Origin of the sequence: Achromobacter sp. (assembly GCF_049647645.1) — a bacterium.
Taxonomy (GTDB): Bacteria; Pseudomonadota; Gammaproteobacteria; order Burkholderiales; family Burkholderiaceae_B; genus Achromobacter.
This window is the reverse complement of record NZ_JBARYB010000267.1, coordinates 1-24,513: the sequence shown is the minus strand read 5'-3', so window position 1 is coordinate 24,513 and position 24,513 is coordinate 1. Positions and strand designations below refer to the sequence as shown.

The following is a 24,513-nucleotide window of genomic DNA, read 5'->3' as shown; positions in this document are numbered from 1 at the left end:
CGCGTTCGCAACCGCGACAGGCGGTCTACCATGCGTGCATGACGCGCCCATCCCGGGGCGCGCGATCGGATTGGGTGTGGGTATGCGGATATGCATGATGGAAGGGCCTGTCGATCTGGAGCCCAAGGGCGCAACTTGGGAAGGCATGGCCGAACGCATCGGCGAGTTGGCTCCGGACTTGTTGGTCACCAATGAAATGCCCTTTGGTCCCTGGCTGGCGGCGGACCCGGCGTACGACGCCGCTCGCGCGGCGGATTCGGTGCGCATCCATGAGGCCGGCCTGGACGCGCTGGCGGCGCTGAAGGTGCCGGCCATCGTGTCGTCGCGGCCCGTGCATGCCGGCGCACGGCTGGCCAACGAGGCGTTCGCCTTGCAGGATGGCCGCTACACGCGCTTGCATCACAAACAGTACTTCCCGGAGGAACCGGGCTACTTCGAAGCGACCTGGTTCCATTCCGCCTTCGACGGGTTCGAGGTGTTCGAAGTAGGCGGCGTACGCCTGGGGGTGCAGCTGTGCACCGAACTGATGTTCAACGAGCGCGCGCGAGCCTATGGACGCGCAGGCGCGGAGTTGATCGTGGCGCCGCGAGCCAGCAGCGCGTCGACGCGGCGCTGGCTGACGGCGGGCGCCATGGCGGCGCTGGTGTCGGGCTGCTACGTGGTCAGCTCGAACCGCGCGGGGCGCACGGCGGCGGGGCAGGTATTCGGGGGAACGGCGTTCGCGTTCCAGCCGGATGGCGAACCCCTGGCGCAATCCAGCGATACCGAATCCATCGTGGCGATCGAGATGGATCCGGCCCGCTCGCGCGCGCAGCAGTCGCTATACCCCTGCTACGTGCGGGAATAGCGCGGCCCGCGGCATCCGGGGGTTAACGCGTCGAGCTGGCCTGCACCGGCTCTGATGCGTCAAAGCGCAGCCGCGAAAAGCTGGCGGCGCAGGCCAGCGCGGCGCAGACGCAACCCAGCCACAGCGCGGCGATGGCGCCGTGCGTGCTGGACACGTTGAAACAGGCAGCTACCAGGGCCGCACCCGAGGCCTGGCCCAGGAGCCGCACCGTTCCTATCATGCCGCTGGCGCCGCCGGCCCGCGAGGCCGGCGCCGACATCATGATGGCGCGCAGATTGGGCGACTGGAAGAAGCCGAACCCGGCGCCGCAGATGGCCATGCGCCAGCAGATGTCCCACACCGAGGGCGAGGCCGGCATCAAGGCCAGCGCCGCCATGCCCAGCGCCAGCAGCGCCAAGCCCACGCCGCCCAGCGCGCCGGCCGCATAGCGGTCCGACAGCCGCCCCGCTATCGGCGCCATGATCGCCACCACCACCGGCCAGGGCGTGATGAGAAAGCCCGTCTGCACCTGGCTGTAGCCCAGCGTGGTCTGCAGCAGGAACGGCAGGGACACGAAGGCCAGGGCCTGCGCCGCGAACGCGCACACGGCAGTGGCGGCGGACAGGGCGAACAAGGGCCGGCGCAGCAGGTCCACCGCGAGGATGGGCGCGGGATGGCCGGCCTGCCGGCGCATCAGCAGCCACAGGCTGGCCGCGGCCACACCCCATTCCAGCGCCACGCGCGGCAGCGGAGCGCCATGCGCGAGTTCGTTCGAACCCAGCACGAACAGGCCGAGTGTCAGGGCGCACAGCGCCGCGGCCAGGCCGTCGAAGCGATGTGGCGCACGCACGGTCTCAGGCAGCTTGCGCAAGCCCAGCGCGAACGCCAGCAGGCCGAGGGGCACGTTGATCAGGAACAGCCAGTGCCAGGATCCCAGCAGCAGGATGGCCGAGGCCACGGTCGGCCCCGCCGCGAAGGAGATCCCCACTACCATGGCATTCAGCCCCAGGCCGCGGCCCAACAGGCGCGAGGGGTAGATGAAGCGCAGCAGCGCGCCGTTGACGCTCATGACGCCGGCCGCGCCCAGGCCCTGCAGCACGCGCGCGGTCACCAGCGTGGGTAGCGACGGCGCCAGGCCGCTGGCCAGCGAGGACAGGATGAAGATGGCCAGCCCCACGATGTAGACGCGCCGGTGGCCCAGGATCTCGCCCAGCGCGGCGGCCGGCAGCAGGCCCGCCACCATGGCCAGCTGGTAGCCGCTGACGATCCAGATGGACCCCGCGTCGCTGGCTTGCAGGTCGCGCGCAATAGTGGGCAGCGCGGTGTTGGCGATGGCGGTGTCCAGGCTGGCCATGCATAGCGCCAGCATGACGGCCAGGAGCGCGCCCGGGCGTTCGGAAGCCGGCAGGCCGACGCCGGCCGGGTAGACGGTATGGCGGGAAAACGTGAGCATGTGCGGGACCACTGGGCTAGGCGTCCGGGCAGAGGGCCGGGAAGCCGTGATCACTGATTCTAGAACGTGTTAAGAAACACGGCCGGCGAGCCACCGGAATGACTGGCTTTTCTTACAGGACATTTTTCCTTATCCTGCCGCCTCGCGGAGCAGGTCCGCGCCCGCGAGGAGTCACCGAACATGCAATTTGCCGTATCCCGACGCCGCCGCAGGCTCTTGCCGGCGCTCGCGCTGGGCGCGCTGGGAGCCGCGGCGGCAGGACGCCTGCGCGCCGCGTCCTTGACGCGCATCCTGGTCGGCTTCCCGCCGGGCGGCGGGGTGGATGTGATCGCCCGTCTGCTGGCGCGGCAGCTGGAGGCCGGCTTGGGCGAAGTGATGTTGGTCGAGAACCGGCCCGGAGCGGGCGGCATGCTGGCGGCGCAGGAGCTGCTGGCCGCGCGGCCCGATGGACACACCTTGCTGTTCACCAATGACCACGCGTTGGCCATCGTGCCGCATATTGCGAAGCAGGCCGGCTATGCCTCGCCGGGCGACTTCGCCGCCGTGGCGCAGATGACGGACCAGGCGGCCATCGCGTTGGCGGTCAGGGCGGATTCGCCTTTGCGCAGCCTGGACGACCTGCGCGCGCACCAGGACGCGCTGTTCGTGGGGGTGCCGGCGCCCGGCAGCGTGCCGGAGCTTGCCCTCGAATTGCTGGACGCGCATCTGGGCGTGGTGGCGACTGCGATCCCATACCGGGGCGGCGCGCCGCTGGTGACCGACCTGCAGGGCGGCTATCTGGCGCTGGGCCTGACCTCCCTGGCCGAATTGATGGATCCCGTGCGCGCCGGGCGGCTGCGCCTCCTGGCTATTTCGGGTGCCGCCCGGCACCCGGACGTGGCTGATGTTCCCACCTTCGCAGAACAAGGCGTCGCGGGGCTGGAGCGGGGCGGCGTGGCCGGTTTGTTCGTGCCGCGCGGCGTGGCGCCAGCCCGCGTCGAGCAATTGCAGCAGCAGGTGGCGCAGGCGCTTGAATCCGAGGAGGTGGGCGCGCAACTGCGCTTGCAGGGCTCGCGGGTGCGCTTCGGCGATGCCGCCACGCTGGCGCGCAACATGGACGCCGTTCATCAAGCCTGGGCGCAACGCGCCCAGGCTTGGCGGGCGCGGTCGGGCGGCTGAGCGCAAGACGCTGCCTGCGCCCTGTCCGCTAGGACGTCTGGATGGCGGCGCGCGCGCGCAGCAACTGGGCCAGTTCGGCGTGGCAGAGCCGGACCGCGGCGCGGGCCTGCTGCTCGGGGGCGCGCGCCATCAGGCAGATGCGCCGCGTCAGCTGCGGGCGTTGCAGCGGCACGATGGCCAGCCCGTCCTGGCGCTGTCCCTGCGTGTACAGGCGCGAGATCAAGCCCACGCGCAGGCCGGCGCGAACCAGGCTGTACAGGGTATCGGTGTAGTTCAGGGTATCGGTCGCGGCTAGATCCGAGCCTTGCTGGCGTAGCGTGGCCATGATCATTTCGTAGGTGCTGCCGCGCGACAGCACGGCCAGCGGTTCCGCCTTCAGATCCTGCCAGGTCACCATCTGGCGGCGCGCCAGCCTGTGGTCGCCGGCCAGCACCGCCACCAGGTCGTCCTCGGCCACGAAGGCCGCGGCCAGGCCCGGCGTGAGGCCGAAGTCCAGGCCCAGGCCGATGTCCAGTTCGCCGTTGCCCAGCGCGGCCATCAGCTCGTCGTTGAGGTGGTCGCTGAGGATCAGCACGATTTCGGGATGGCGCAGGCGCCATTGCGCCACCACCGGCGCCAGCAGGTGCATGGTGGAAGGAATGCAGCCGATGCGCACCGTGGCGGCCTGCGTGTCCAGCAGGCGCTGCAAGTCTTCGGCGCCCTGCGTGTAGCTGTTGAGCAGCCATTCGATCTGGGCCCGCGCGGCCTGTCCGGCAGGGGTCAGGCGCACATGGTGGGTGCTGCGTTCAAACAGGGCTACGCCCATCAGCGTTTCCAGCTCGCGGATGGCGGCGGACAGGGCCGGCTGGCTGAGCGCAAGGGCCTCGGCGGCGCGGCTGAAGCTGGCGTGGCGGGCGACCTCCTTGAAGCCGCGCAGCTGGCGCAGCGTGGGCTGGCGTGTCGGTGCGGCGTGGCCGTCGGGGGCGGAGCGCTTGGTCATAGATTTGCCTGATGAATCTATAAAAATATAGCATTTCAGTTATTACCAGGATCTGGTTAGGATGGCGCCGTCACCCTCCTCCGCGCCGCCTGTTCTCCGCGCGCGCTTGTACGCTCCGATCGCTTCTTCCATGTTCAAACGCCTGATCCTGTCCGTGTCTGCGCTGGCTGCCACGCTCTGCCTTGCTCCGGCGGCCGGCGCCGACGCCTGGCCCGAAGCCCGGCCCCTGACCCTGATCGTGCCGTTCAGCCCGGGCGGCAACGTGGACACCACGGCGCGCCTGGTGGCGCAGAAACTGTCGGACCGCCTCAAGCAGTCCGTCATCGTCGACAACGTGGCGGGCGCCGGCGGGGTGCTGGGCGTGGCGAAGGCCGTGCACGCCAAGCCGGACGGCTACACGCTGGTGATGGGCTTCGACGGTCCGATCAGCGTGGCCCGGCTGATCAACTCGGCCGTGAAGTACGACGCCGAATCCGACCTGGCGCCAGTGGCCCTGGTGACCACCGCGCCCGTGGTGCTGCTGGCGCGTCCCGGCCTGCCGGTGCAGAACATGGACGAGCTGATCGCGCTGGCGCGCGAGAAGCCCGACACGCTGACCTACGCCTCGTCGGGCGTGGGCACCGTGCTGCATCTGGCGATGGAAGTGATGCAGGATCAGGCCCGCGTCAAGCTGGTGCACGTGCCCTACCGCGGCGGCGCGCAGATCACCAATGATGTCATGGGCGGCCAGGTGGACCTGGGCCTGCTGGTGACCACCAGCGCCACGCCGCTGGTGCAGCAGAAGAAGCTGCACGCGCTGGGCGTGACCTCGGCCGCGCGCGTCGATACGCTACCGCAGGTGCAGGCCTTCGGCGAGACCCCGGCGCTCAAAGGCTTCGAGCTGAACACCTGGACCGGCGTGTTCGTGCCGGTGGGCACCGACCCCGCCGTGGTCGCGCGGCTGAACCAGGAACTGAACGCGGTGCTGCAAATGGACGAGGTGCGAAAGCGCCTGGCCGAAGGCGGCGCCATGCCCGGACAGGGCACGCCGCAGGATTTCGCCGCTTTCCTGAAAAAGGAAAAAGCCCTGTACGCGCATATCGTGAAGAGCGCCAACATCCAGCAGGAATAGGCCTGCGCCTTGCAGGAAGCCACGCCATGAACACACCCGCCCGCGGCCCCGTGCTGCCCGAGATCCAGGCCATCCAGGACGAGATGGTGGCGCTGCGCCACCGCATCCACGCCAATCCCGAACTGGCCTACCAGGAAGTCGCCACCGCCGAACTGGTGGCCGAAAGGCTGACGGCCTGGGGCTACGAGGTGCATCGCGGCCTGGGCGTGACCGGCGTGGTGGGCACCTTGCGCCGGGGCAGCGGCGCGCGCCGGCTGGGCCTGCGCGCCGATATGGACGCCTTGCCGATCCACGAGACCACCGGCCTGCCCTATGCCAGCCAGAACCCCGGCAAGATGCACGCCTGCGGCCACGACGGCCACACGGCCACGCTGCTGGCCGCGGCTCGCGCGCTGGCTGAACGCGGCCGCTTCGACGGCACCGTGCACCTGATCTTCCAGCCTGCCGAAGAAGGCCATGGCGGCGCGCAGAAGATGATCGCCGACGGCCTGTTCGAGCGCTTTCCCTGCGACGCCGTCTACAGCTTCCACAACGAGCCGGGCTATCCGGCCGGGCATTTTGGTTTCCGTTCCGGCGTGATGTACAGCTCGTCCGACACGGCGATCTTGACCGTCAGCGGCGTTGGCGGCCATGGCGCCATGCCGCACGTGGCGGTCGATCCCATCGTGGCGGCGGCCAGCATCGTGCTGGCCTTGCAGACCATCGTCTCGCGCGAGATCGATCCCAACGACATGGCGGTGGTGACCATAGGCGCCATCCACGGCGGTGACGCGCCCAATGTGATTCCGAAGACGGTGGAACTGCGCCTGACGGTGCGGGCGCGCCGCCCGGAGACGCGCGCGTTGCTGCGCGAACGCATCACGGCGATTGCCGCCGCGCAGGCCGCGGTGCATCGAGCCACGGTGCAGGTGGACTACCGCTGGCGCTATCCGCCGGTCGTCAACGACCGCGACGCCACGCAGTTCGCGGCCGAGGTCGCGCGCGGCTGGCTGGGCGAGCAGCTGCTGATCCCCGATCTGGAGCCGCTGCAGGCCAGCGACGACTTCGCCTTCATGCTGGAGCAAGTGCCCGGCAGCTACTTCATCGTCGGCAACGGCGAGGGCGAAGGCGGCTGCATGGTGCATAACCCCGACTACGATTTCAACGACGACATCCTGCCGGTCACGGCCAGCTACTGGGTGACGCTGGCGGAAGCCTATCTGGCCGCCGGCGCGCGCTGAGCGGCCGCCGTACTTTTCCGCGACGCATGACTGCCTTCCACGACCTGACCGCCGCCGCGCCGGCCTTCGACGCCACCACTGACTATTGGCAGGAGATCGTCAGCGCCGACGCCTTGACGCTGCTGGTCGATCCGCCCTACTCCCGCGGCTATCCCGCGCGGCTGCCGGACGGCCGCTATCTGGTGCTGCCGCTGCGCGGCATGCCCGGCGACCCTGATCGTTGCGTGGCCTCGCTGATCGCCAACCACGCCAGCCTGGACGTGGTCGATGCCCTGGCCGGCTTCATGGCCGAGCGCGCGCGCGCCTTCAAGGCCGAGATCGTCGTGGGCCTGCCCACGCTGGGGCTGGCATTCGCGCCCATGGTGGCGCGCGGCCTGGGGTTCACGCGTTACGTGCCTTTCGGCTATTCGCGCAAATACTGGTATGACGAGCGTCTGGCCGTGCCGGTGACATCGCTGACCACGCCGGATGCCGGCAAGCTGCTGTACGTGGATCCGAACCTGGCGGGCAGTCTGGCGGGACGTCGCGTGCTGGTGGTGGACGACGCCGTCAGCACGGGGCAGACGATGTTGTCCGCGCTGGAACTGCTGGCGCGCTGCGGCGCCGAGGTGGCGGGTATCGTCGTGGCCATGTGCCAGGGCCAGCGCTGGCGCGAGCGGCTGGTGGGCGTGGACGGCGCGCCGATACCGGTGGCTTGCGCGTTCGAGTCGCCGCGCATGCGGCGCACGCCTGCGGGATGGGTGCCCGAGACGGCGGCCTGAGGCGCAGGCTTCCTGCCAGCGCGGGCGGCTACAGGGATTCCGGATCGCGACGCAGCGAGAAGCCCTGTGCTTCGTTCATTGCCAGATAGCTGACGTTGCGCGACACCACCGGCGGCTTGTCGCCGGCGTGCAGGGCGCGCACCTTGTCCAGCACCATCTTGTCTTCCAGCGTCATGCGGTCGATCATGCGCAGGTACTGCATCCAGCTTTCCACCAGGAATACTTCGCGCCAGACGCCCTCGCGCTCCAGGTCGCGGAACAACTGCCACTGCTGCGCGCCGTTGCGCAGCCGCATGAGCCGCAGCGGATGCGCCGCGCCGATCAGCGCGGACAGCTTGTCCTTCTCGATCAGGTATTCGACCGCGACCAGCACCGCGCCGTGCTGCGTATTGAAGCCCGCCGCGGCCATGGTCGGTTCGGCGCTGTCGGCGCGCGCCAGCGACGAGGTGTCCAGGTGTTCCGGCAGGCGCGAGCGGTACATGAGCGCGACGGTGATGCCCAGCATGATGCCGGCGGTGGCCAGGGCGCCGGAAACGCCCATGGTGCCGGCGAAGTGGCCCCACATGAAGGACCCGGCCGCCAGGCCGCCGAAGATGGCCGTCTGGTACAGCGCCAGCGCGCGCGCCTTGACCCAGTCCGGCACCAGCATCTGGACGGTGGTGTTGTAGGTGGCCAGCACCCCGATCCAGCAACTGCCGGACAGCAGCAGCGCCGGAAAGGCCACCCACAAGCTGCCGGTCAGGCCCAGCGCCAGCAGGCAGGCGGCCAGCAGCGCGGCGGCCACGCTGACCAGGCCGCCCGCGCCCCAGGCGGCCTGCACCCGCCGCACGAAGGCGCTGCCGAGGATGGCGCCCAGGCCCAGCGCGCCCAGCATGTAGCCGTACAGCAGGGCGCTGCCGCCTTCATGTTCATGGGCCAGCAGCGGCAGCAATGCCCACAGCGCGCTGGCGGACAGGCCGAAGGCGAAGGACCGCAGCATCACCACGCGGGTCACGGTGGAATGCTGGGTGTAGCGCAGCGCGGCCACCACGCCTTCCAGGATGCCTTCGGGCGGCAGGCGGCGCAGCGGCAGGTCGCGCCTCCAGCGCCAGATCGCCCAGATCAGGCCGCCATAGCAGAAGCAGTTCAGCAGGAACACCCAGGGCGCGCCCATGGCGCCCAGCAGCAGGCCGCCGATGGCCGGCCCGACCGCGCGCGCCACATTGAAGTTGACGCTGTTCAGCAGCACCGCGCTGCCGACGTGGGCGCGCGGCACCTGCTCGCCGACGGCGGCCTGCCAGGCCGGCGTGACAATGGCGCTGCCGATGGCAATGCAGAAGACGGACGCGATCAGCGTGATGGGATGCAGCAGCCCGGCGAAGGCGAGGATGGTGATGAAGACGCCGCCCGCCAGCTCCAGCAGCATGCCGGTCAGCATGACCTTGCGGCGGTCGTAGTTGTCGGCCAGCACGCCAGTCAGGATGGATAGCGCCACCAGCGGGAAGGCGGCGGCCACCTGGATCATGGCGACCATCAGCGGGCTGCTTTGCTCGGTGGTGATGATCCAGGCGGCGGCGACGGATTGCGCCCAGGTGCCCAGGTTGGCGAACAGGTTGGCGATCCAGATGATGCGGAAGGCCGGAAACGCGAAGGGGGATAGCGTGCTCACCTGCAGCACGGGGGCGGGAGCGGCCGGCGCGTCCGCGGGCAGATCGGTGTTGGCCGAAACGGGTTGCAGCATGGAGTTCTTCCGGCGCGCCGGGTGGGCGCTCCTGTCGGGCGTGGTCTGGGTCGGGTAATGGTACGCCTAAGCCGGTGATCGATGGGAGCGCGCGCGGCGCCGCAGAGCGGCCGCGGGCCGCCCTGGGAGGTCTTGCTGACTGCCGCCTACTGCTTGGCGGCGGGGGCCGGAGCGGGAGCCGGCGGATAAGCCTGATTCAGGTACTCCACAATCAGCGGAACCTGCTCGGCGGGGATGGGGGCGCCGTAGGTGCCCACCATCTTCTTGACCTCGGCGTCCCAGAAGCCCAGCGGCATGGGCGGCTGGGACGACACGTAGTCGACCGAATGGCACATCAGGCACAGGGCGGCGTGCTGGGCTCCGGCGCCCGTGCCGGGATGCAGCGTGGCGGTTTCCTGGGGCAGCTTGATCTCCAGGGCCTGGACGGCCGGGGACAGACAGGCGCAGGCCAGCGCGAGCGCCGGCAGGCAGCGACGGAAATGGCGGTTCATGGCGCTCTCCTCAGGCGGCGGTGACGCGGACGGCTTCGACCACGTTGCGCATGTAGCCGGCCGGGTTCCACAGTGGATCCAGCGGCTGGGTGTCGCCGGCCATGTTGGTGGCGCGGACCTTCAGCGTGTAGTCGCCGGCGGCCTTGGGCGTGAAGTCGGCATGCCATTCGCGGAAGGAATAGCGGCCCAGGTCCTTTCCCAGCTTGGCGGCCTGCCAGGTCTTGCCGTCGTCGGACGAGAACTGGACCTCGCGTATGCCCTTGCCGCCGTCGAAGGCGATGCCGCGCACCTGCACCGGCTTGCCGCGGGCGACGCGCGCGCCCGCGTTCAGGCTGGTGATGAAGCTGCGCACGTTGTAGCGGCCGATGGGGCGGGTCTTTTCCGGCGCCTTGCCCGGCGGGGTGCAGGCGCAATCGTTGTCGGGGATGCGATAGGCCTTCTGCATCCAGAAGCCGTCGAATTCCTTGTCCAGCACCTTGATGTCGGCCAGGTGCTTGACCCAGTAGGTGCCGTAGTAGCCCGGCACCACCAGGCGTACGGGATAGCCGTTGAGCATGGGCAGGTCGGCGCCGTTCATGGCGTAGGCCAGCATGACCTCGCCGTCCAGCGCGTGGGCGACGTCCAGCGCCTTGACGAACTCGGGCGTGCCGGGCAGCACCGGCCGGTCCAGGCCTTCGAACGAGATCTGGCGCGCATCGGCGCGGATGCCGGCTTTTTCCAGGACGCGCTTGAGCGGGATGCCCAGCCAGCGGGCGTTGCCCATGGCGCCGTTGCCCGACTGCCCGCCGCCCACGCGCGGCAAGAAGAAGCCGCGGCTGTTGCCCGAGCACTGGGTGACCGCCACCAGTTCCACCGGCTTGCCGAACTGCTGCTTCAGGTCGGCCAGCGACAGGTCCAGGGGTTTGTCGACCAGGCCGCTGACCTTGATGCGGTAGGTGTTCAGGTCGATTGCGGTGGGGATGTTGCCCAGGTGATAGCGCACGAAGAAGGCGTCGTTGGGCGTGATGACGTTTTCGTTGAACACCGAGAACGGCGTTTCCAGCTGCGGCGGGCGCGAGGTCTGGCGGATCAGGGGCCGCTTTTGCGGATAGGCGATCAGCTCGCGCTCGCCATTGGCGAACGGCAGGGTGACGGTGGCCGGCGCCGCCAGGCTGGTCAGCGCATGGCCGGCCAGCGTGCCGGTCGCGCCCAGCGTACAGGCCTGGCGCAGGAAGCGCCGACGCCCATTCGGGTCGAATGTGCTCATCTGGGTGTCTCCTCGTTCTTGTCAGCGCCCTGCCCCCGGCGCATTCACACGAGGCTACGCGCCACGGCCTGACAAATGCGTTAACGTCCGCGCTGCCCATTCCAATTTCCGCGTTTTCCGCTTCGATGATCCTGACATTCAACAAGCGCGCCTTTGCCGCGCTGCTGGCCGTAACCACGCTCGAAGTGCTGATCGCCACCCTGGGCGCGCCCTATCCCTTGCTGCGCGGCTTCGTGGGCGACGTGGTGGCGGTGGGCTGGGCCTATCTGGTGTATCGCAGCTTCATCCGCGCGGATGTGCTGCCGCTGGCGCTGGCCGCGCTGTTCACGGGCTATGCGGTAGAGCTGGGCCAATACCTGGCCCGGTATTTCGGCTGGCGGCTGGAACAACCGCTATTGCGCGTCATCCTCGGCAGCGTGCCCGACTGGTGGGACATGCTGGCCTATACGCTGGGATTCGCGCTGGTGCTGGCGCTGGCCGCCTGGAACCGGCGGCGGGGCGCCGCCTTGCGCGGCGCCTAGGCGCTTTTCATCTTTCCGCCTGGCCGGGAAGCGCCAGGCGTTTCCGTCCGGGATTCAGCCGGCCTGGCAGACCGGCGCGTCGTCGTGCGCGTGCGCGGCGGGCTTGGTCGCGCGCAGCGGCTGCAGCTTGGCATTGCGGAACGGCGCGAAGAGTTCGGCCCAGGACGAAGGAAACAGCGGAGTGGCGTGGCGCACGGCGTCGCGGCGGGCGTAATGCGTCAGCAGTTGTTGGCCGATCGGGGCGTCTCCCAGGGGGTGGCGGGTAGTCATGGTATTTCCGTATTGCATTGAAAGTGTATTCATTGTACCAGCCGGTCTGCATCTAGGCCAGCCCTCCTGTCAGCACGCCAAGTCATTGATCCGTAAAGACTGTCCCTGTTTATCCAGTGTCACAGGCCTGATCTTCGGGATTGCCCTAGCAGTTCAAAATAGTAGACGGTATACAATGTTCATCATGCCCGGGCTAAGACCAGCCTGGAGTCTTCACCACTGGATCTGGAGCGCGTCATGGCTGAACTGATGAACCGAGATGAATTCCGTACCGCGTTGGAAAACGCGATCAAGGGCAAGAGCGCCAACGCCTCGCCATTTTCCATCGCCTGGGCAGAGGGCAAGCTCAGCCGCCAGCATCTGCAGCGCTGGGCCGAGAACCACTACCACTACGTGGGTCCGTTCGCCGATTACCTGGGTTACCTATACGCCCGCACCCCCGACTCCTACACCGAGGCCAAGGACTTCCTGCTGGCCAATATGTATGAAGAGGAAATCGGCGGCGACCGCCACACGGACCTGCTGATCCGCTTTGCCGAAGCCTGCGGCACCACCCGTGAACGGGTCACCAACCCCGACAACATGTCGCCCACCACGCGCGCCCTGCAAAGCTGGTGCTACGCGGTGGCCATGCGCGAGGACCCCATCGTGGCGGTGGCCGGGCTGGTGGTGGGCCTGGAATCGCAAGTGCCGTCGATCTACCGCAAGCAGACCCCGACCCTGCGCGAGAAGTACGGTTTTACCGACGAGGAAGTTGAATTCTTCGACCTGCATATCGTGTCCGACGAAATCCACGGCGAACGCGGCTATCAGATCGTGCTGGAGCATGCCAATACGGTGGACCTGCAGCAGCGCTGCCTGAAGATCTGCGAGATCGGCGCCCAGATGCGGTTGCTGTACACGACCGCGCTCTACACCGACTACGTGCAGCAGGAAATCACGCTGCCCGAACTGGGCCTTGCCGCCTGAGTACGTCACGCGGCCGACTGGCGCGTTGAGCCGGACGGCCGCGGCCCCGCAGATCCCAGAGCAGAAAACCCATGCCTACCATTGTGTTTCATAAGGGCGGCCAGACCTACACCGACGTGGTGAAGGACAACACCAACCTGGTGGTGCGGGCCGGCATCAAGCAGTTTCCGTATCCGCATCTGCGCTACGAGTGCGGCATGGGCAAGTGCGCCAAGTGCGCCTGCCGCGTGCTGGCCGGGGCCGAGCATCTGCCGCCGGTGAACTGGAAGGAAAAGAAGCAGCTGGGCGAGCGCATCGACCAGGGCTACCGGCTGGCGTGCCAGCTCTGGCTCAGCAGCGACATCGAGCTGGTCCAGGACGTGGAGGCATAGCGGCGATGGGCCCGGTATACGTCATCCTGACCAGCAAGCCCGGCGTGTTCCGCACGGAAGCCGACGACGGCGCGGTGGACATCCTGGAAACCTACGACTACGCCTTCTATGGCCGTGCGCTGGCGGTCTATTGCATCGCCCGCCTGCACGGGGACACCAAGTTGATCGTCACCGAGGAAACGCCGCCTTACGTGGTGAACCGCGTGCCATCCAAGTTCCTGGAGAAGTTCGAGTCGGTGGCAGCGGCGCGCAAGGAGCTCGCCCACTTGACGCGCTTTGGCAGTATGAAATCGACCTTGACGCTGCGCCCGGGCGCGGTCGCAGCGGAGCACTAAACAATATGGTCCAGATCACATTCATTTCCAATGGCGGCTTGGTCGCCACGGCGCCTGAGAACAGCAATCTGCTGCGCGTCTCGCTCAAGGAAAAGGGCGGCATCCCATTCAAATGCGGGGGCGGCTTGTGCGGCACCTGCAAGTGCCGCATCGAGGAAGGGCTGGAGAACACCGACGCCATCAAGCCGAAAGAGCGCAAGCACCTGCGTCCCGAGGATTTCGAGGCCGGCTACCGCATGGCCTGCCAGACCTTCGTCAATGGCGACGTGAAGGTCTCGTGGGTGATCCAGAACGGCAAGGGCGTGGTGGTCGGCGCGGCGTCGGATCCCGTCGAAGCGGCGAGCTGAGGGCGGCAGCCCGCAGGCTGAGCGGCCGGCTTCTGGCGCGGCCAGCTTCTGGCGCGGCCGGCTCAGGCCACCGATGCGTGCGGCTGCTGTTGCGCTTCGGTATAAGCCTTGGCGGCGTTGTGCACGTGCTGGCTGGCCAGCAGCGCCGCCAAATCGCCGTTGCCGGCGATGACCGCATTGAGGATCTGCGAATGCTCGTCCCAGTTCTGTTTGGCGCGCAGCATGTTGCTGGGCGCGAACAGCAACGCCGTGCGGTCGCGCAGCGAACGCATCAGGTCGGTCAGCACCACGTTGCCGCCGATGGTGGCCAGCATTTCGTGGAACTGGGAATTCAGCGCCAGGAACTTGTCCAGTTGTTCGCTGCGGGCGGCTTCGGTGCCTTCGCGCAGGAAAGCCTGCAGGCGTTCCACGGTCTTTTCGTCGCGGCGCTGTGCCGCGAGCTTGGCGTTCAGGCCTTCCAGCGTGGCGCGCACTTCCACCATGTCGTAGGCGACCGCGTCGGACAGCACCGACACGGACGCGCCGCGGCGCGGCTCGATGGTCACCAGGCCTTCGGCGGCCAGGGCGCGCAGCGCCTCGCGCACCGGGATGCGCGACACGCCCATTTCTTCGGACAGGCGGCCCTCGACCAGGCGATCGCCGGGTGTGAATTCGCCGCTCAGGATGCGCTCGCGCAGCTTGTCGCGGATGACGGCGAACAACTGCGGATGCTGCTCGCCGATCTTCAGCGGGGCGGAGTGCTGCGTTTCTGCGGCTTGCGGGCTGACGGGTGAGGTTGTCATGGCGAGCAGGTTCGGCTTAATGGATACAGTCTCCATTGTATTACCGGGTGTAGCTGCGTGGCTTTGGGGGCGAACCGCATCAGTGTCCCCAAAATGCCTTGGCCAGTACGCCCAGCGCGCCCAAGGCGCAGACCGCCAGCAGCACGGCGCGCACCGCGCGCGGCGGCAGGCGATGGCGCAGCCGGTTGGAGACCGCGAAACCGGCCAGCAGGAAAGGGGCCAGGCTGAGCGCCAGCCCGGCGTGATAGCCCGTGTAGCGCTTGGCCCAGGCCAGCATGGCCAGCGAAAAGATCGAACCCAGGAACAGCACCATGCCCAGCGTGGCGCGCAGGCGCGGCGGCGCCGCGTGTTGCATCACGATGGCAATGGGCGGCGCGCCCACCGAGGTCATGGTGCCCATGATGCCGGAGGCGATGCCCGCGCCGGACACGCGCCCGGGCGTGGCGGAAAAGTGCAGGCCCGCCGCGCTCAGCGCCACGGCCACCAGGATCAGGGCGGCGAACAGCACGCCCAGCGCCTGCGGCGCGAAACGAGTCATGGCGTAGATGGCGATCAGCGTGCCGACGGCGCGGCCCGCCAGCGCGTAGGACACCGAGGGCCAGTCGATGGCGGCGCGCTCGCGCAGCGCGGTCAGGAGCGAAATGAAGCCGCCCAGCGTCAGCAGGGGGCCCGGCGCCAGTTGGGGAAAGAACATGGCCGCCACCGGCGCGGCGAACATGGCGAAGCCGACGCCGCCCACGCCCTGCGCGATCGCGGCGCCGAACACCACCGCGGCCATGGTGGCGTACTGGAGGAGATCGGGATACGGCAGGGAGGATGTCATGCCTGGAAGTGCCCTTTCTATGTATACGATAGTCTATCCAGGATTTTTCTGAATTTCATAAAGAACTTCAAAAACTAGGGTAATCCCCTGATTTTTCGGCGATATTCATGGATTTTTCAGAATTATCGCTTTCCCTAGGCGCTGCATATTTTGATTGGTATGGCCATCAACGAAATATAGTATACCGAATGTGGCGATACAACAGCCGCACATACAAGGGGAATAGCACATGCAAGCGGACGTAGTGCTCAACGCTGCTCACTGGATGTACCTGATCAGCGTGGCCGCCATCATCCTGACGATGATCCTGCGGGCCAATGTGGTGGTGCCGTCGGTGATCGGCACCTTTCTGGTGGTCCTGGCCATCACGGGCAATCCGATCAGCGCCCTGATAGGGATCTTCTCGGCCAGCTTCGTGGCAGCCAAGGAGCTGTTCAACATCTTCCTCGTGATCACTTTCATGACGGCGCTGCTCAACGCGCTGAAGACCTTGCAGGCGGACGTGCGCATGGTGCAGCCGTTTCGCCGCGTCATGCGGGGCGGGCATTCGTCCTTCCTGATCATCGCTCTCTGTACTTATGTGATCTCGCTGTTCTTCTGGCCAACGCCGGCGGTGCCGCTGGTGTCCGCCATCCTGTTGCCTGCGGCCATCGCGGCCGGCCTGCCGCCGCTGGCGGGCGCCATGGCCATTGCCATCGCCGGCCAAGGCATGGCGCTGTCCTCGGACTACGTGATCGGCGTGGCGCCCAGCATCAGCGCCAAGGCGGCCGGGGCGGCGGTCAGCGCCGCCGTGGTCGCCGACCGCGCGCTGGTGCTGTCGCTGATTACCGGCGGGGTGGCGCTGGTGGCTGCCTACCTGCTGATCCGCAAGCACATCGTGCCGGCCGATGCGGCGCTCCTGTCCGCCTGGCAGGCGCGGGCGCAGGACGGCAGCCTGGCGCGCATCGAGCAGTCGGGCTCCTTCGACAAGGCCGAGTTGGCGCGCGGCACCATGGGCGCGGATCCCTCCTTGCCCAGCGGCCCGGCCCTGAGCGACGAGGAGCGCCGCCGCGTGCGCTGGTCCAAGACCTTCGCGGTCGTGACGCCGCTGGCCTTCCTGGCGGTGATCGCGGTCATGGTGCTGCCGCGCCTGTTCCCGTCGCTGCCCGCGCTGCGCGGTGGCGATGCGGCGGCGCTGGTGGGAGGCGTGGCGTTCGTGGTGATGATGCTGGTGACCCTGGCCGCGGAAGGTCCGCGCAAGATGCTGGACGTCTGTCCGGAGCACGTCACCGACGGCTTTGTGTTCGCCTTCAAAGCCATGGGCTCGGTGCTGCCGATCGCGGGCTTCTTCTTCGTGGGCGCCAACGAGACCGCCGCGCAGATCCTGGGCGTGCCACAGGCGCAGGCGCCCGGCCTGCTGTTCGAGGTGATTTCCGCCGGGCAGCACCTGATCCCCGAAAACCATTTCCTGGTGGCCTTCGGCGTGCTGCTGGTCGGCATGATCACCGGCATCGACGGTTCCGGCTTTGCCGGCCTGCCCCTGACCGGCACGCTGTCAGGCGCCCTGGGTCCGGTGGTGGGCGTGGACCCGGCAACGTTGGCGGCGGTGGGCCAGATGGGCGCGGTCTGGACTGGGGGCGGCACGCTGATCGCCTGGTCCTCGCTGATTGCGGTGGCGGGCTTTGCGCGGGTGAACGTGCTGTCGCTGGTGCGCGCCCTGCTGTTGCCAGTGCTGCTGGCGCTGTTCGTCTCGACGATCTGCGCGGTGCTGATCTGGAGCTGATACCCGTTCGTGGCGCTGCTTCGGGGTCCCTGCGGGGGCCCTTTTTTCCAGGACGGGGCCGATTCCAAGCAGGGGTTTACACGTATCGATCCATATTGATTAAAGTATACAATGTTCATAAGTAAGCCAGCCCGCTCAGGCACTCGCGGCCAGCCGGGCGCAGACCAAGGAAGCGCTCCCGTGGACGATCTCTCGCAGCAAACATTCCTGAACCACATCGGCGGCAGCTGGGTGCCCAGCGGCACCGGCAAGACGGCGCCCAACATCAACCCAGCGGACACCGCCGACCTCGTCGGCCGCTTCCAGGTCTCGGACGCGGCGGACGCGCGCCAGGCGGTGGCGGCTGCGGAGGCCGCCTTCGCCGGCTGGCGCGACACGCCGATTTCCAAGCGCGCCGCCATCCTGTTCCGCGCCGCCCAATATCTGGAAGATCACGCCAACGACATCGCGCGCGAATTGACCCGGGAAGAGGGCAAGAGCCTGAACCTGGCCAAGGACGAGGTGCTGCGCTCGGCGCAGACGATCCGCTTCTACGCGGTGGAAGGGCAATCCTTTACGGGTGAAACCTATCCCAATGACGACCCCGACATGGTGGTCTACAGCCAGCGCGAACCGCTGGGCGTGGTGACGGTGATTTCCCCCTGGAACTTTCCCATTTCCATTCCCGCCCGCAAGATCGCCCCTGCGCTCATTACGGGCAACACCGTGGTGTTCAAGCCTTCGTCCGACGCGCCCATGTCGGGCTACCGCCTGACCGAGGCTTTCGTGCAGGCCGGCTTGCCCGCCGGGGTGCTGAACTTCCTGACCGGTCCGGCCGGCGCGGTGGGCGAGGCCATCACGGGCGCGCGGGCGGTGCGGGCGATTTCCTTCACCGGCTCCACCGCCGCGGGCGAACAGATCCACCGGAGCGCCGGGCTGACCACCCGCACCCAGATGGAGCTGGGCGGCAAGAACCCGCTGATCGTGCTGGCGGACGCCGACCTGGACCGCGCCGTGGACCTGGCCGTGAAAGGCGGCTTCTCGCTGAGCGGCCAGGCCTGCACCGGCACCAGCCGGGTGCTGGTGGACAAGCGCGTGCGCCAGGCCTACACCGACAAACTGCTGGCCCGCATCAAGGCGCTGACGATAGGCAACGGCCTGGACGGCAACTTCGACCTGGGGCCGCTGGCCACGGCCAAGCAGCTGGACAACGTGCTGGGCTACGTGGCCGTCGGCAAGCAGGAGGCCACCCACCTGTACGGCGGCGACCGCCTGACGGGCGCCGGGTTCGAGCGCGGCTATTACGTGTCGCCGGCGCTGTTCACCGACGTCACGCAGCAGATGCGCATCGCCCGGGAAGAGATATTTGGTCCGGTGATCGCGCTGATCGAGGTGGACGGCTACGAAGACGCCATTGCCCGCGCCAACGACACCGAATACGGCCTGTCGGCCGCCATCGCCACCACCGATGCGCGCTATGCGCACCGTTTCGCTCGCGACATCCAGGCCGGCACGGTCAAGATCAACCGGACCACCACCGGCAACCTGATCAACGCGCCCTTCGGCGGGCTCAAGCATTCCAGCACTTCCACGTTCCGCGAATCGGGACGCGTGGGGCTGGAGTTCTATACGCAAATCAAGACTGTCTACCGCGCCGGCTGACGCCGCGGCCCCCAATTTCAAGCAGAAGAGGTCATCCCCATGAAGCAGGTCTATCGTCTGGAACTTGAAGAAGCGCGCGTGATGGTCCGCGCGGCCATCGCCAAATCGGAAGAAATCGGTGTGCTGGAGACGATCTGCATCGTCGACGACGGCGGCTATCCGATAGCGCTGGAACGCATGGACGGCGCCCGCATCACCGGCCCGCAGATCGCCTGGAACAAGGCCTTCACGGCGGCCGGGCACAAGCGCTCCACGCATTTGTTCAACACCCCGCCCAATGGTCCGGCGCTGCCCGGCAACGAAGCCTTCGGCATCCAGTGGAGCTTCGACGGCAAGTTCGCCATATTCGTCGGCGGTTTTCCCATCGTGGTGAACAACGAGGTGATCGGCGGCGTGGGCCTGAGCGGCGGCAACGGCGAACAGGACACCAAAGCCGGCCTGGCCGCGCTGGCCGCCCTGGCGACGCTGCTGGAGCCGCGCGGCATGAAAGTGCTGGTCGAGGCGGACATCAAGAAATAAGCGAGGCCGGCCATGGCATACCGCGTGCATATCCTGCAAACCGACGAGTCATTCCAGGTCGAAGAAGGCGAATCCGTGCTGCAGGCCGCCGAACGTTCGGCGGTGAAGCTGCCGCACGAGTGCACCTTCGGCGGCTGCGGCACCTGCCGCATCAAGCTGGAATCCGGCGCCGTGGAGTACGAAGAGTTCCCCATGGCCCTGACGCCGGAGGAGGCGGCCGAAGGCTATGCGCTGGCCTGCCAGGCCCGGCCCCTGGGCGATCTTTGCATCAGCGTGGCCAGCAGCCGGCAGTCGTTTCCGGAACCGCGCCGCCTGCCGGCCACTATCCACCGCATCGAAAGGTTTTGCGACGACGTCATCCACCTGACCTTGGCGCTGCCGGAAGAGGGCCTGGACTACGTGCCGGGCCAATACATCAACGTGGTGCTGCCCGACGGCGAGACGCGCAGCTTTTCCATGGCCTCGGCGCCCGCTGGGAACCTGGTGGATTTCCACGTGCGCCGCATCCCCGGCGGGCGCTACACCGACCAGTGGCTGGGTCAGGCGCAAGCCGGCGCCGGCGTGGAGATAGAAGCGCCGCTAGGCGTGTTCAGCTATCACGAGGAAGACTGGCGGCCGCTCATCATGATGGCCACCGGCACCGGCATTGCACCCATCAAGGCCATCCTCGAATCGCTGCTGGACAACGAAGACTGCCCGCCCGTCACGCTTTACTGGGGCATGCGCACCGAGGCCGATCTTTATTTGCGCGAGGTGATCGAAAGCTGGGCCGGGCGGCTGTACGAGTTCAATTTCGTGCCGGTGCTGTCGCGCGCGGACGCGGACTGGCAGGGCCGCCGCGGCCACGTGCAGCAGGCCGTCATGGAAGACCACCCGGACCTGTCGGAGCACGCCATCTATCTTTGCGGCGCCCCGCAGATGATCCATGAGGCCAAGAGTCTCCTGGCCGCGCGCGGCGCCAGCCTGGACCACATGTATTCCGACAGCTTCACCTTCCAGCACGCGCTGGCCGCTGCCTGAGCGGCCACGCATGGCTGGTTAGCGGTACACCAGCACCGGCAGGCGGGTGCGGGCCAGCACGCGCTGCGTCTCGCTGCCCAGCAAAAAGCCTGTCATGCCGTGGCGGCCGTGAGAACCCATGATGATCAGGTCGCAGCCCTGGTTCTGCGCCGCTTCGACGATGGCCTCGTGGGGGTGGTCGTTGACCGTGACCACGGCATTGCACGGCACCAGCGCATGGCGCGCTTCCATTTCCAGGTTGTCCAGGTAGGTTTGCGCGTTCTTGCGCGCCTGGTCGGTGTGTTGCGCCTGCGTGGTGCCCAGCATTTCGGCCTGGTAGACCAGCAAGTGGTCCTCCGGGATGGCGCGGATGAGCGTGATGGTGGCTCCCATTTCCTTGGCGAAAACAAGAGCGCGCTTGAAAGCCGATTCGGATAGCAGGGAACCATCCACGGCGACGAGCAGGTGCTTATACATGTTGCCTCTCCTTTAGGGAAAGGAATAGGGAGCAACTCGCCAATCCAGTATAGGCTCGCCGTCAGGCGCAATCCAGTACTGCATACGGACGAGGTTCGCGGGCGGCCCGCCCCGCATATTTCCAAAAGAAGCCGAACCCGGGCTTCAACATAACCTCATATCGACTAAGTATTTTTCGGCGCCGCGCGGCGATGACAGAATCGGTTCGACTCCTTGAACCCATTTCCGGAAGCGAACTTCCATGTCATCGCCACGTCGCCAGGCTTATGCCCGCGTCCTTGCCATAGCGGGCAGTCCGTCGCAGCGCTCCCGTTCCTCGGTGCTGCTGCGCCACGCCACCGGGATCCTGCAGCCGCGGGGTCTGAGCGTGGGGGAACTGGGCTTGCGCGACATCCCGGCCGAAGAACTGATAGAAGGCAATTACGCCGGCGCCGCGGCCAACGCGCTGCGCGCGCGCGTGGCGGCGGCCGATGCGGTGCTGATTTCCACGCCGGTTTACCAGGCTTCGTTTTCCGGCGGTTTGAAGGCGGTGCTGGACTTGCTGGATCCCAAGGCCCTGGCGGGCAAGGTGGTGCTGCCCATCGCCACGGGCGGCAGCCCGGCGCATCTGCTGGCGCTGGAATACGGCTTGAAACCCGTGCTGTCCGCGCTGGGCGCGCGCCACATCCTGGCGGGCGTCTACGCCACCGATGCACAGGTCCGCGTGGATGAGTTCGGCGCGGGCGAGATCGACGCCGAGGTGCGGCGGCGCCTGGAGGATTCGGTGGAGCGCCTGTCCGAACAGGTGCTGCCGCGCGGCGCAGTTCTCAGTCAACCCTACGATCTGGGCCGGCTCGCGCTTGCGGGCGGCTTCAGCGTGTGACCGATGCGCCGCGTCCACGCCTACGTCCCTCCCGACACGGCGATCCTGCGCTGGTTCGCGCCGGCGCTGCTTGCGGCGCTGTGGCTGGGCAGCGGCGAGGCGGCCAGGCAGATTCTGCCGCCGCTGAGCCTGCTTGCGCCGCTTCTGTACCAGACGGTGCGCGGCATACGCGCGGTGGATCCGGCGCTGGTCGAGACCGGCCGGTCGCACGATTTGAGCGGCTGGCCTCTTTATCGGCACGTGCTCCTGCCGGGCGCATTGCCGTTCATCCTGACGGGCCTGAGGCAGGGGCTGGAACTCTTATGGCTGACCTTGATAGCGCTGGAACTGTTCGCGACGCCATCGGGCCTGGGCAGGACGCTGCTGGGCAGCGATCCGCCGGGCGCGGCGACGCTGTTGCTGGGCCTGGCGCTGTACGCGGTCCTCAGCCTGGGCTCGGGGGCCCTGGTAAGCCTGCTGGAGCGCTGGCTGCTGCGCTGGAGGCCGCGATGATGTTCATCAATCCCAATGAGTTCGAGCTGTTGCAGCACCTGGAAGTGCGCGCGCGGGCGGAGCCGGACGAGGCCCCCGAGGCCGGACCGCAAGCTGCGCTGCGCGTGACATTGCGCAAGCTTGCCAAGCGTTATGGCGACCGCATTGCCTTGCAGGCGCTGGACCTGGAGATTGCGGCCGGCGAGTTCGTGGCCGTGGTCGGGCGCGCCGGCAGCGGCAAAAGCACCTTGCTGCATTTGCTGGCCGGCCAGCTTGCGCCCAGCGGCGAGCAGGGCGGCTCGCCCAACCGCTCGCCGCTGCTGTTCGACAACTTTCCCAGCTGGGCGCCCGACAGCCGCGTGCGCCTGTTGCTGCCTGACACGCGCCTGCTGCCCTGGAAGACCGTGCTGCACAACGTGGCCCTGGGCCTGCCGGGCACCGCGCAGGCGGCAGATGCGTTGCGGCAGACGGGCCTGGACGGTCACGGCGGCGATTGGCCCGCCCAGCTGTCCGAGGCGCAGCGTCAGCGCGTGGCGTTGGCTCGGGCCTTGGCGCGCCGCCCCGGCCTGCTGTTGTTGGACGAGCCATTCGAGGGGCTGGACGCGCTGAGCCGGATCGAGGCGCAGCGGCTGCTGGCGGACATCTGGCGCCAGCAGGGCTTTACCGCCGTGCTGGCGACTCACGACGCGGCCGAGGCCGTGGCGCTGGCGGACCGCATCCTGGTGCTGGACGAGGGCGGCGTGGTGCTGGACGAGCCTGTCGGCCTTGCGCATCCACGCGTACGCGGCTCGGCCGCATTCGCCGCGCTGGAGGCCCGCGTGCTGCGCGCCGCGCTACGGCAGCAGGACACGCCAGACGCCGATCGGCCCCTGGCGCCCGTCATCCCGATCCGGCATTTGCGGCTGGCGGTCTGAGGCCGCGCCCCGTGATTCACGCACGGGCGGCATGGCGCCGCCCCATACACCAGGAGCAAGACCCATGAGCATTCAATCCATCAACGCCCGCAACCAGTTTCGCGGCAAGATCAAGGAAATCATCCTGGGCCCGGTGGTGTCCGAGGTGGACGTGGATACGCCAGCCGGCATCGTGACCTCGGTAATCACGACCCGGTCGGTCAAGGAACTGGACTTGCAGGTCGGCACCGAGGTGCTGGCCTTCGTCAAGGCGACCGAGGTTTCCGTCGCCAAGCTGTGAACGGAAACCGAACCGCGCCGGCGCTTCCCCTGCGCCGGCGTTAGGCATATATTGTCTGCGCGATATCCGGCAATTTCCTCCTGGCTTGTGGCTGCATGCTTTGCGATTCACGGAGAACGGAAAATGCGTCGACTGCAACAATGGTTCATCGGCTGGTTATGCCTGGGGTTGGTAGCCTGCTTCCCCGCCACGGCGCAGACCAAGCTGGACAACGCGCAACTGGATCAGCTGATGGCGCCCGTGGCGCTGTATCCGGATTCGCTGCTCTCGCAAATCCTCATGGGGGCGACCTACCCCGACGATGTCGCGGCGGCCGCCAAGTGGTCGGCCGCGCACACGTCGGAATCCGGCGACAAGGCCGTCAAGGCGGTCGAAGGCGAGGCCTGGGATCCCAGCGTCAAATCCCTGGTGGCGTTCCCCTCGGTCATGGACATGATGGGCCGCCAGCCGGACTGGGTGAAATCCGTGGGCGACGCCTTCCTGGCGCAACCCGACGCCGTCATGGACTCGGTCCAGCGGCTGCGCGTCCAGGCGCAGAAGGCTGGCAACCTGAAGAGCACGCCGCAGCAGACGGTCACCTCCAGCACCACCAACGACAAGACGGTGGTGGTCATCCAGCCGGCCGATCCGCAGGTGGTCTACGTGCCCAGCTACAACCCGACGGTGGTCTACGGCGCCTGGGCCTATCCTTCCTATCCGCCTTACTACTATCCGCCGCCTCCGGGTTCGGTGTTCGCCACCTCGCTGGTGGCCGGCGTAGGCTTCGGCCTGGGCGTGGCCGCGGTCAACTCCATGTGGGGCGGGTTCGACTGGGGGCACAACGACGTCGATATCGACGTCAACCGCTACAACAACATCAACGTCAACCAGCGTATCGACCGGACCAACATCAATAACAACAAGACCAACTGGCAGCACAACCCCGCCAACCGCGGCAATACGCCTTATGCGGACCAGGCCAGCCGCCAGCGTTTCGACAGTCAGCGCCAGGCCGGCGTGCAGAACCGGGCGCAGGGCCAGGGTGGCCGGACGCCGGGCGCGGCGCCGGCTCCGAACTCCCGTGATGCCGCGCGTGACCGTGCGGCGCAGTCGTTCGAGGGCCGCACCGGGCAGTCCATTCCCGGCCATGCCGAACCAGGCGCGGGACGCGGCCAGGGGGCGGCGGGCAGGGGCGATGCCGCGGCAGGCCGCGGGCAGGGACAAGG

General features: G+C 67.7%; 28 protein-coding genes. 19 read left to right on the top strand and 9 right to left on the bottom strand.

The annotated features are described in order from the left end of the window. Nucleotides 1–94: 94 nt before the first annotated feature. The gene (locus tag WBB14_RS30640; protein WP_424243102.1) at nt 95–847 is read left to right on the top strand and encodes a carbon-nitrogen hydrolase family protein; all 753 of its coding nucleotides are present in this window, start codon (nt 95–97) and stop codon (nt 845–847) included. 22 nt (nt 848–869) lie between these two features. On the opposite strand, the gene WBB14_RS30635 is transcribed toward WBB14_RS30640, so the two are convergent. Beyond that, on the bottom strand, nt 870–2,279 hold the full coding sequence (locus WBB14_RS30635; protein WP_424243101.1) for an MFS transporter: 1,410 nt from the start codon (nt 2,277–2,279) through the stop codon (nt 870–872). Between the two features lie 180 nt (nt 2,280–2,459). On the opposite strand from WBB14_RS30635, the gene WBB14_RS30630 reads away from it, so the two are divergent. Further along, nucleotides 2,460–3,437, top strand: a complete 978-nt coding sequence (locus tag WBB14_RS30630) for a tripartite tricarboxylate transporter substrate-binding protein (protein WP_424243100.1) — start codon at nt 2,460–2,462, stop codon at nt 3,435–3,437. Nucleotides 3,438–3,465: 28 nt separating this feature from the next. Here the strand turns inward: WBB14_RS30630 and WBB14_RS30625 are convergent, their stop codons facing one another. Further along, nucleotides 3,466–4,416 (bottom strand): LysR family transcriptional regulator, encoded by a 951-nt coding sequence (locus tag WBB14_RS30625; protein ID WP_424243099.1) that lies wholly within the window; start codon nt 4,414–4,416, stop codon nt 3,466–3,468. A gap of 130 nt (nt 4,417–4,546) precedes the next feature. Between WBB14_RS30625 and WBB14_RS30620 the strand changes: the two genes are divergently transcribed. Genes WBB14_RS30620 through WBB14_RS30610 form a run of 3 tightly spaced genes read left to right on the top strand, consistent with a single transcriptional unit; the run spans nt 4,547 to nt 7,508 of the window. After that, entirely contained in the window at nt 4,547–5,527 is a 981-nt protein-coding gene (locus WBB14_RS30620; protein WP_424243098.1) for a Bug family tripartite tricarboxylate transporter substrate binding protein, read from the top strand. 26 nt (nt 5,528–5,553) lie between these two features. Next, on the top strand, nt 5,554–6,747 hold the full coding sequence (locus tag WBB14_RS30615; RefSeq protein WP_424243097.1) for a M20 aminoacylase family protein: 1,194 nt from the start codon (nt 5,554–5,556) through the stop codon (nt 6,745–6,747). 26 nt (nt 6,748–6,773) lie between these two features. Then, on the top strand, nt 6,774–7,508 hold the full coding sequence (locus WBB14_RS30610) for a phosphoribosyltransferase (RefSeq protein WP_424243096.1): 735 nt from the start codon (nt 6,774–6,776) through the stop codon (nt 7,506–7,508). 28 nt (nt 7,509–7,536) lie between these two features. Here the strand turns inward: WBB14_RS30610 and WBB14_RS30605 are convergent, their stop codons facing one another. The 3 genes from WBB14_RS30605 to WBB14_RS30595 all read right to left on the bottom strand — a co-directional run bounded on the left by WBB14_RS30605 (nt 7,537) and on the right by WBB14_RS30595 (nt 10,965). Next, on the bottom strand, nt 7,537–9,228 hold the full coding sequence (locus WBB14_RS30605) for an MFS transporter (RefSeq protein WP_424243095.1): 1,692 nt from the start codon (nt 9,226–9,228) through the stop codon (nt 7,537–7,539). Nucleotides 9,229–9,374: 146 nt separating this feature from the next. Continuing rightward, entirely contained in the window at nt 9,375–9,719 is a 345-nt protein-coding gene (locus WBB14_RS30600) for a sulfite:cytochrome C oxidoreductase subunit B (RefSeq protein ID WP_424243094.1), read from the bottom strand. 10 nt (nt 9,720–9,729) lie between these two features. Beyond that, nucleotides 9,730–10,965, bottom strand: coding sequence for a molybdopterin-dependent oxidoreductase (locus WBB14_RS30595; RefSeq protein ID WP_424243093.1), 1,236 nt, complete (start codon nt 10,963–10,965; stop codon nt 9,730–9,732). 125 nt (nt 10,966–11,090) lie between these two features. Here WBB14_RS30595 and WBB14_RS30590 point away from each other — a divergent pair, with 125 nt between their 5' ends. Then, nucleotides 11,091–11,486, top strand: coding sequence for a DUF2809 domain-containing protein (locus WBB14_RS30590; RefSeq protein ID WP_424243092.1), 396 nt, complete (start codon nt 11,091–11,093; stop codon nt 11,484–11,486). Nucleotides 11,487–11,540: 54 nt separating this feature from the next. Here the strand turns inward: WBB14_RS30590 and WBB14_RS30585 are convergent, their stop codons facing one another. After that, complete coding sequence (locus tag WBB14_RS30585) at nt 11,541–11,756, bottom strand: hypothetical protein (protein WP_424243091.1); 216 nt, start codon at nt 11,754–11,756, stop codon at nt 11,541–11,543. Between the two features lie 237 nt (nt 11,757–11,993). Between WBB14_RS30585 and WBB14_RS30580 the strand changes: the two genes are divergently transcribed. From WBB14_RS30580 to WBB14_RS30565, 4 genes are all read left to right on the top strand, one after another. Beyond that, a complete protein-coding gene (locus WBB14_RS30580) occupies nt 11,994–12,725 on the top strand; it encodes a TenA family transcriptional regulator (RefSeq protein WP_054455904.1) in 732 nt (243 codons plus the stop codon). Nucleotides 12,726–12,796: 71 nt separating this feature from the next. Then, on the top strand, nt 12,797–13,096 hold the full coding sequence (locus WBB14_RS30575) for a 2Fe-2S iron-sulfur cluster-binding protein (protein ID WP_173144504.1): 300 nt from the start codon (nt 12,797–12,799) through the stop codon (nt 13,094–13,096). A gap of 5 nt (nt 13,097–13,101) precedes the next feature. Continuing rightward, complete coding sequence (locus WBB14_RS30570) at nt 13,102–13,431, top strand: ferredoxin (RefSeq protein ID WP_424243090.1); 330 nt, start codon at nt 13,102–13,104, stop codon at nt 13,429–13,431. A 5-nt stretch (nt 13,432–13,436) separates the two neighbouring features. Then, nucleotides 13,437–13,778 (top strand): 2Fe-2S iron-sulfur cluster-binding protein, encoded by a 342-nt coding sequence (locus WBB14_RS30565; RefSeq protein WP_424243089.1) that lies wholly within the window; start codon nt 13,437–13,439, stop codon nt 13,776–13,778. Between the two features lie 62 nt (nt 13,779–13,840). On the opposite strand, the gene WBB14_RS30560 is transcribed toward WBB14_RS30565, so the two are convergent. Together WBB14_RS30560 and WBB14_RS30555 are read right to left on the bottom strand one after the other, a co-directional pair. Then, a complete protein-coding gene (locus WBB14_RS30560; RefSeq protein WP_013391059.1) occupies nt 13,841–14,560 on the bottom strand; it encodes a GntR family transcriptional regulator in 720 nt (239 codons plus the stop codon). A gap of 79 nt (nt 14,561–14,639) precedes the next feature. Continuing rightward, on the bottom strand, nt 14,640–15,383 hold the full coding sequence (locus tag WBB14_RS30555) for a sulfite exporter TauE/SafE family protein (protein ID WP_424243088.1): 744 nt from the start codon (nt 15,381–15,383) through the stop codon (nt 14,640–14,642). 229 nt (nt 15,384–15,612) lie between these two features. On the opposite strand from WBB14_RS30555, the gene WBB14_RS30550 reads away from it, so the two are divergent. From WBB14_RS30550 to WBB14_RS30535, 4 genes are all read left to right on the top strand, one after another. Continuing rightward, nucleotides 15,613–17,145 carry a hypothetical protein gene (locus tag WBB14_RS30550; protein WP_013391061.1) on the top strand — a complete coding sequence of 511 codons (1,533 nt, stop codon included), beginning with the start codon at nt 15,613–15,615 and terminating at the stop codon, nt 17,143–17,145. 180 nt (nt 17,146–17,325) lie between these two features. Further along, the gene (locus WBB14_RS30545) at nt 17,326–18,786 is read left to right on the top strand and encodes an aldehyde dehydrogenase family protein (RefSeq protein ID WP_424243087.1); all 1,461 of its coding nucleotides are present in this window, start codon (nt 17,326–17,328) and stop codon (nt 18,784–18,786) included. A 39-nt stretch (nt 18,787–18,825) separates the two neighbouring features. Then, the gene (locus WBB14_RS30540; RefSeq protein ID WP_424243086.1) at nt 18,826–19,305 is read left to right on the top strand and encodes a GlcG/HbpS family heme-binding protein; all 480 of its coding nucleotides are present in this window, start codon (nt 18,826–18,828) and stop codon (nt 19,303–19,305) included. A 12-nt stretch (nt 19,306–19,317) separates the two neighbouring features. After that, the gene (locus tag WBB14_RS30535; protein WP_424243085.1) at nt 19,318–20,325 is read left to right on the top strand and encodes a 2Fe-2S iron-sulfur cluster-binding protein; all 1,008 of its coding nucleotides are present in this window, start codon (nt 19,318–19,320) and stop codon (nt 20,323–20,325) included. A gap of 18 nt (nt 20,326–20,343) precedes the next feature. On the opposite strand, the gene WBB14_RS30530 is transcribed toward WBB14_RS30535, so the two are convergent. Continuing rightward, nucleotides 20,344–20,781, bottom strand: a complete 438-nt coding sequence (locus tag WBB14_RS30530) for a universal stress protein (RefSeq protein ID WP_013391065.1) — start codon at nt 20,779–20,781, stop codon at nt 20,344–20,346. Nucleotides 20,782–21,022: 241 nt separating this feature from the next. Between WBB14_RS30530 and ssuE the strand changes: the two genes are divergently transcribed. The 5 genes from ssuE to WBB14_RS30505 form a co-directional block, all read left to right on the top strand. After that, the gene (gene ssuE / locus WBB14_RS30525) at nt 21,023–21,643 is read left to right on the top strand and encodes an NADPH-dependent FMN reductase (protein WP_424243084.1); all 621 of its coding nucleotides are present in this window, start codon (nt 21,023–21,025) and stop codon (nt 21,641–21,643) included. A 3-nt stretch (nt 21,644–21,646) separates the two neighbouring features. Beyond that, nucleotides 21,647–22,135: an ABC transporter permease subunit gene (locus WBB14_RS30520; protein ID WP_424243083.1), complete on the top strand. Its 489-nt coding sequence runs from the start codon at nt 21,647–21,649 to the stop codon at nt 22,133–22,135. Beyond that, nucleotides 22,132–23,028, top strand: coding sequence for an ABC transporter ATP-binding protein (locus tag WBB14_RS30515; RefSeq protein ID WP_424243082.1), 897 nt, complete (start codon nt 22,132–22,134; stop codon nt 23,026–23,028). The genes WBB14_RS30520 and WBB14_RS30515 overlap by 4 nt, the downstream gene beginning before the upstream one ends. Nucleotides 23,029–23,092: 64 nt before the next feature. Next, complete coding sequence (locus WBB14_RS30510) at nt 23,093–23,308, top strand: TOBE domain-containing protein (RefSeq protein ID WP_006227327.1); 216 nt, start codon at nt 23,093–23,095, stop codon at nt 23,306–23,308. Nucleotides 23,309–23,431: 123 nt separating this feature from the next. Next, nucleotides 23,432–24,513: DUF3300 domain-containing protein (locus WBB14_RS30505; RefSeq protein WP_424243081.1), on the top strand; the 1,082-nt coding region annotated here is incomplete at its 3' end.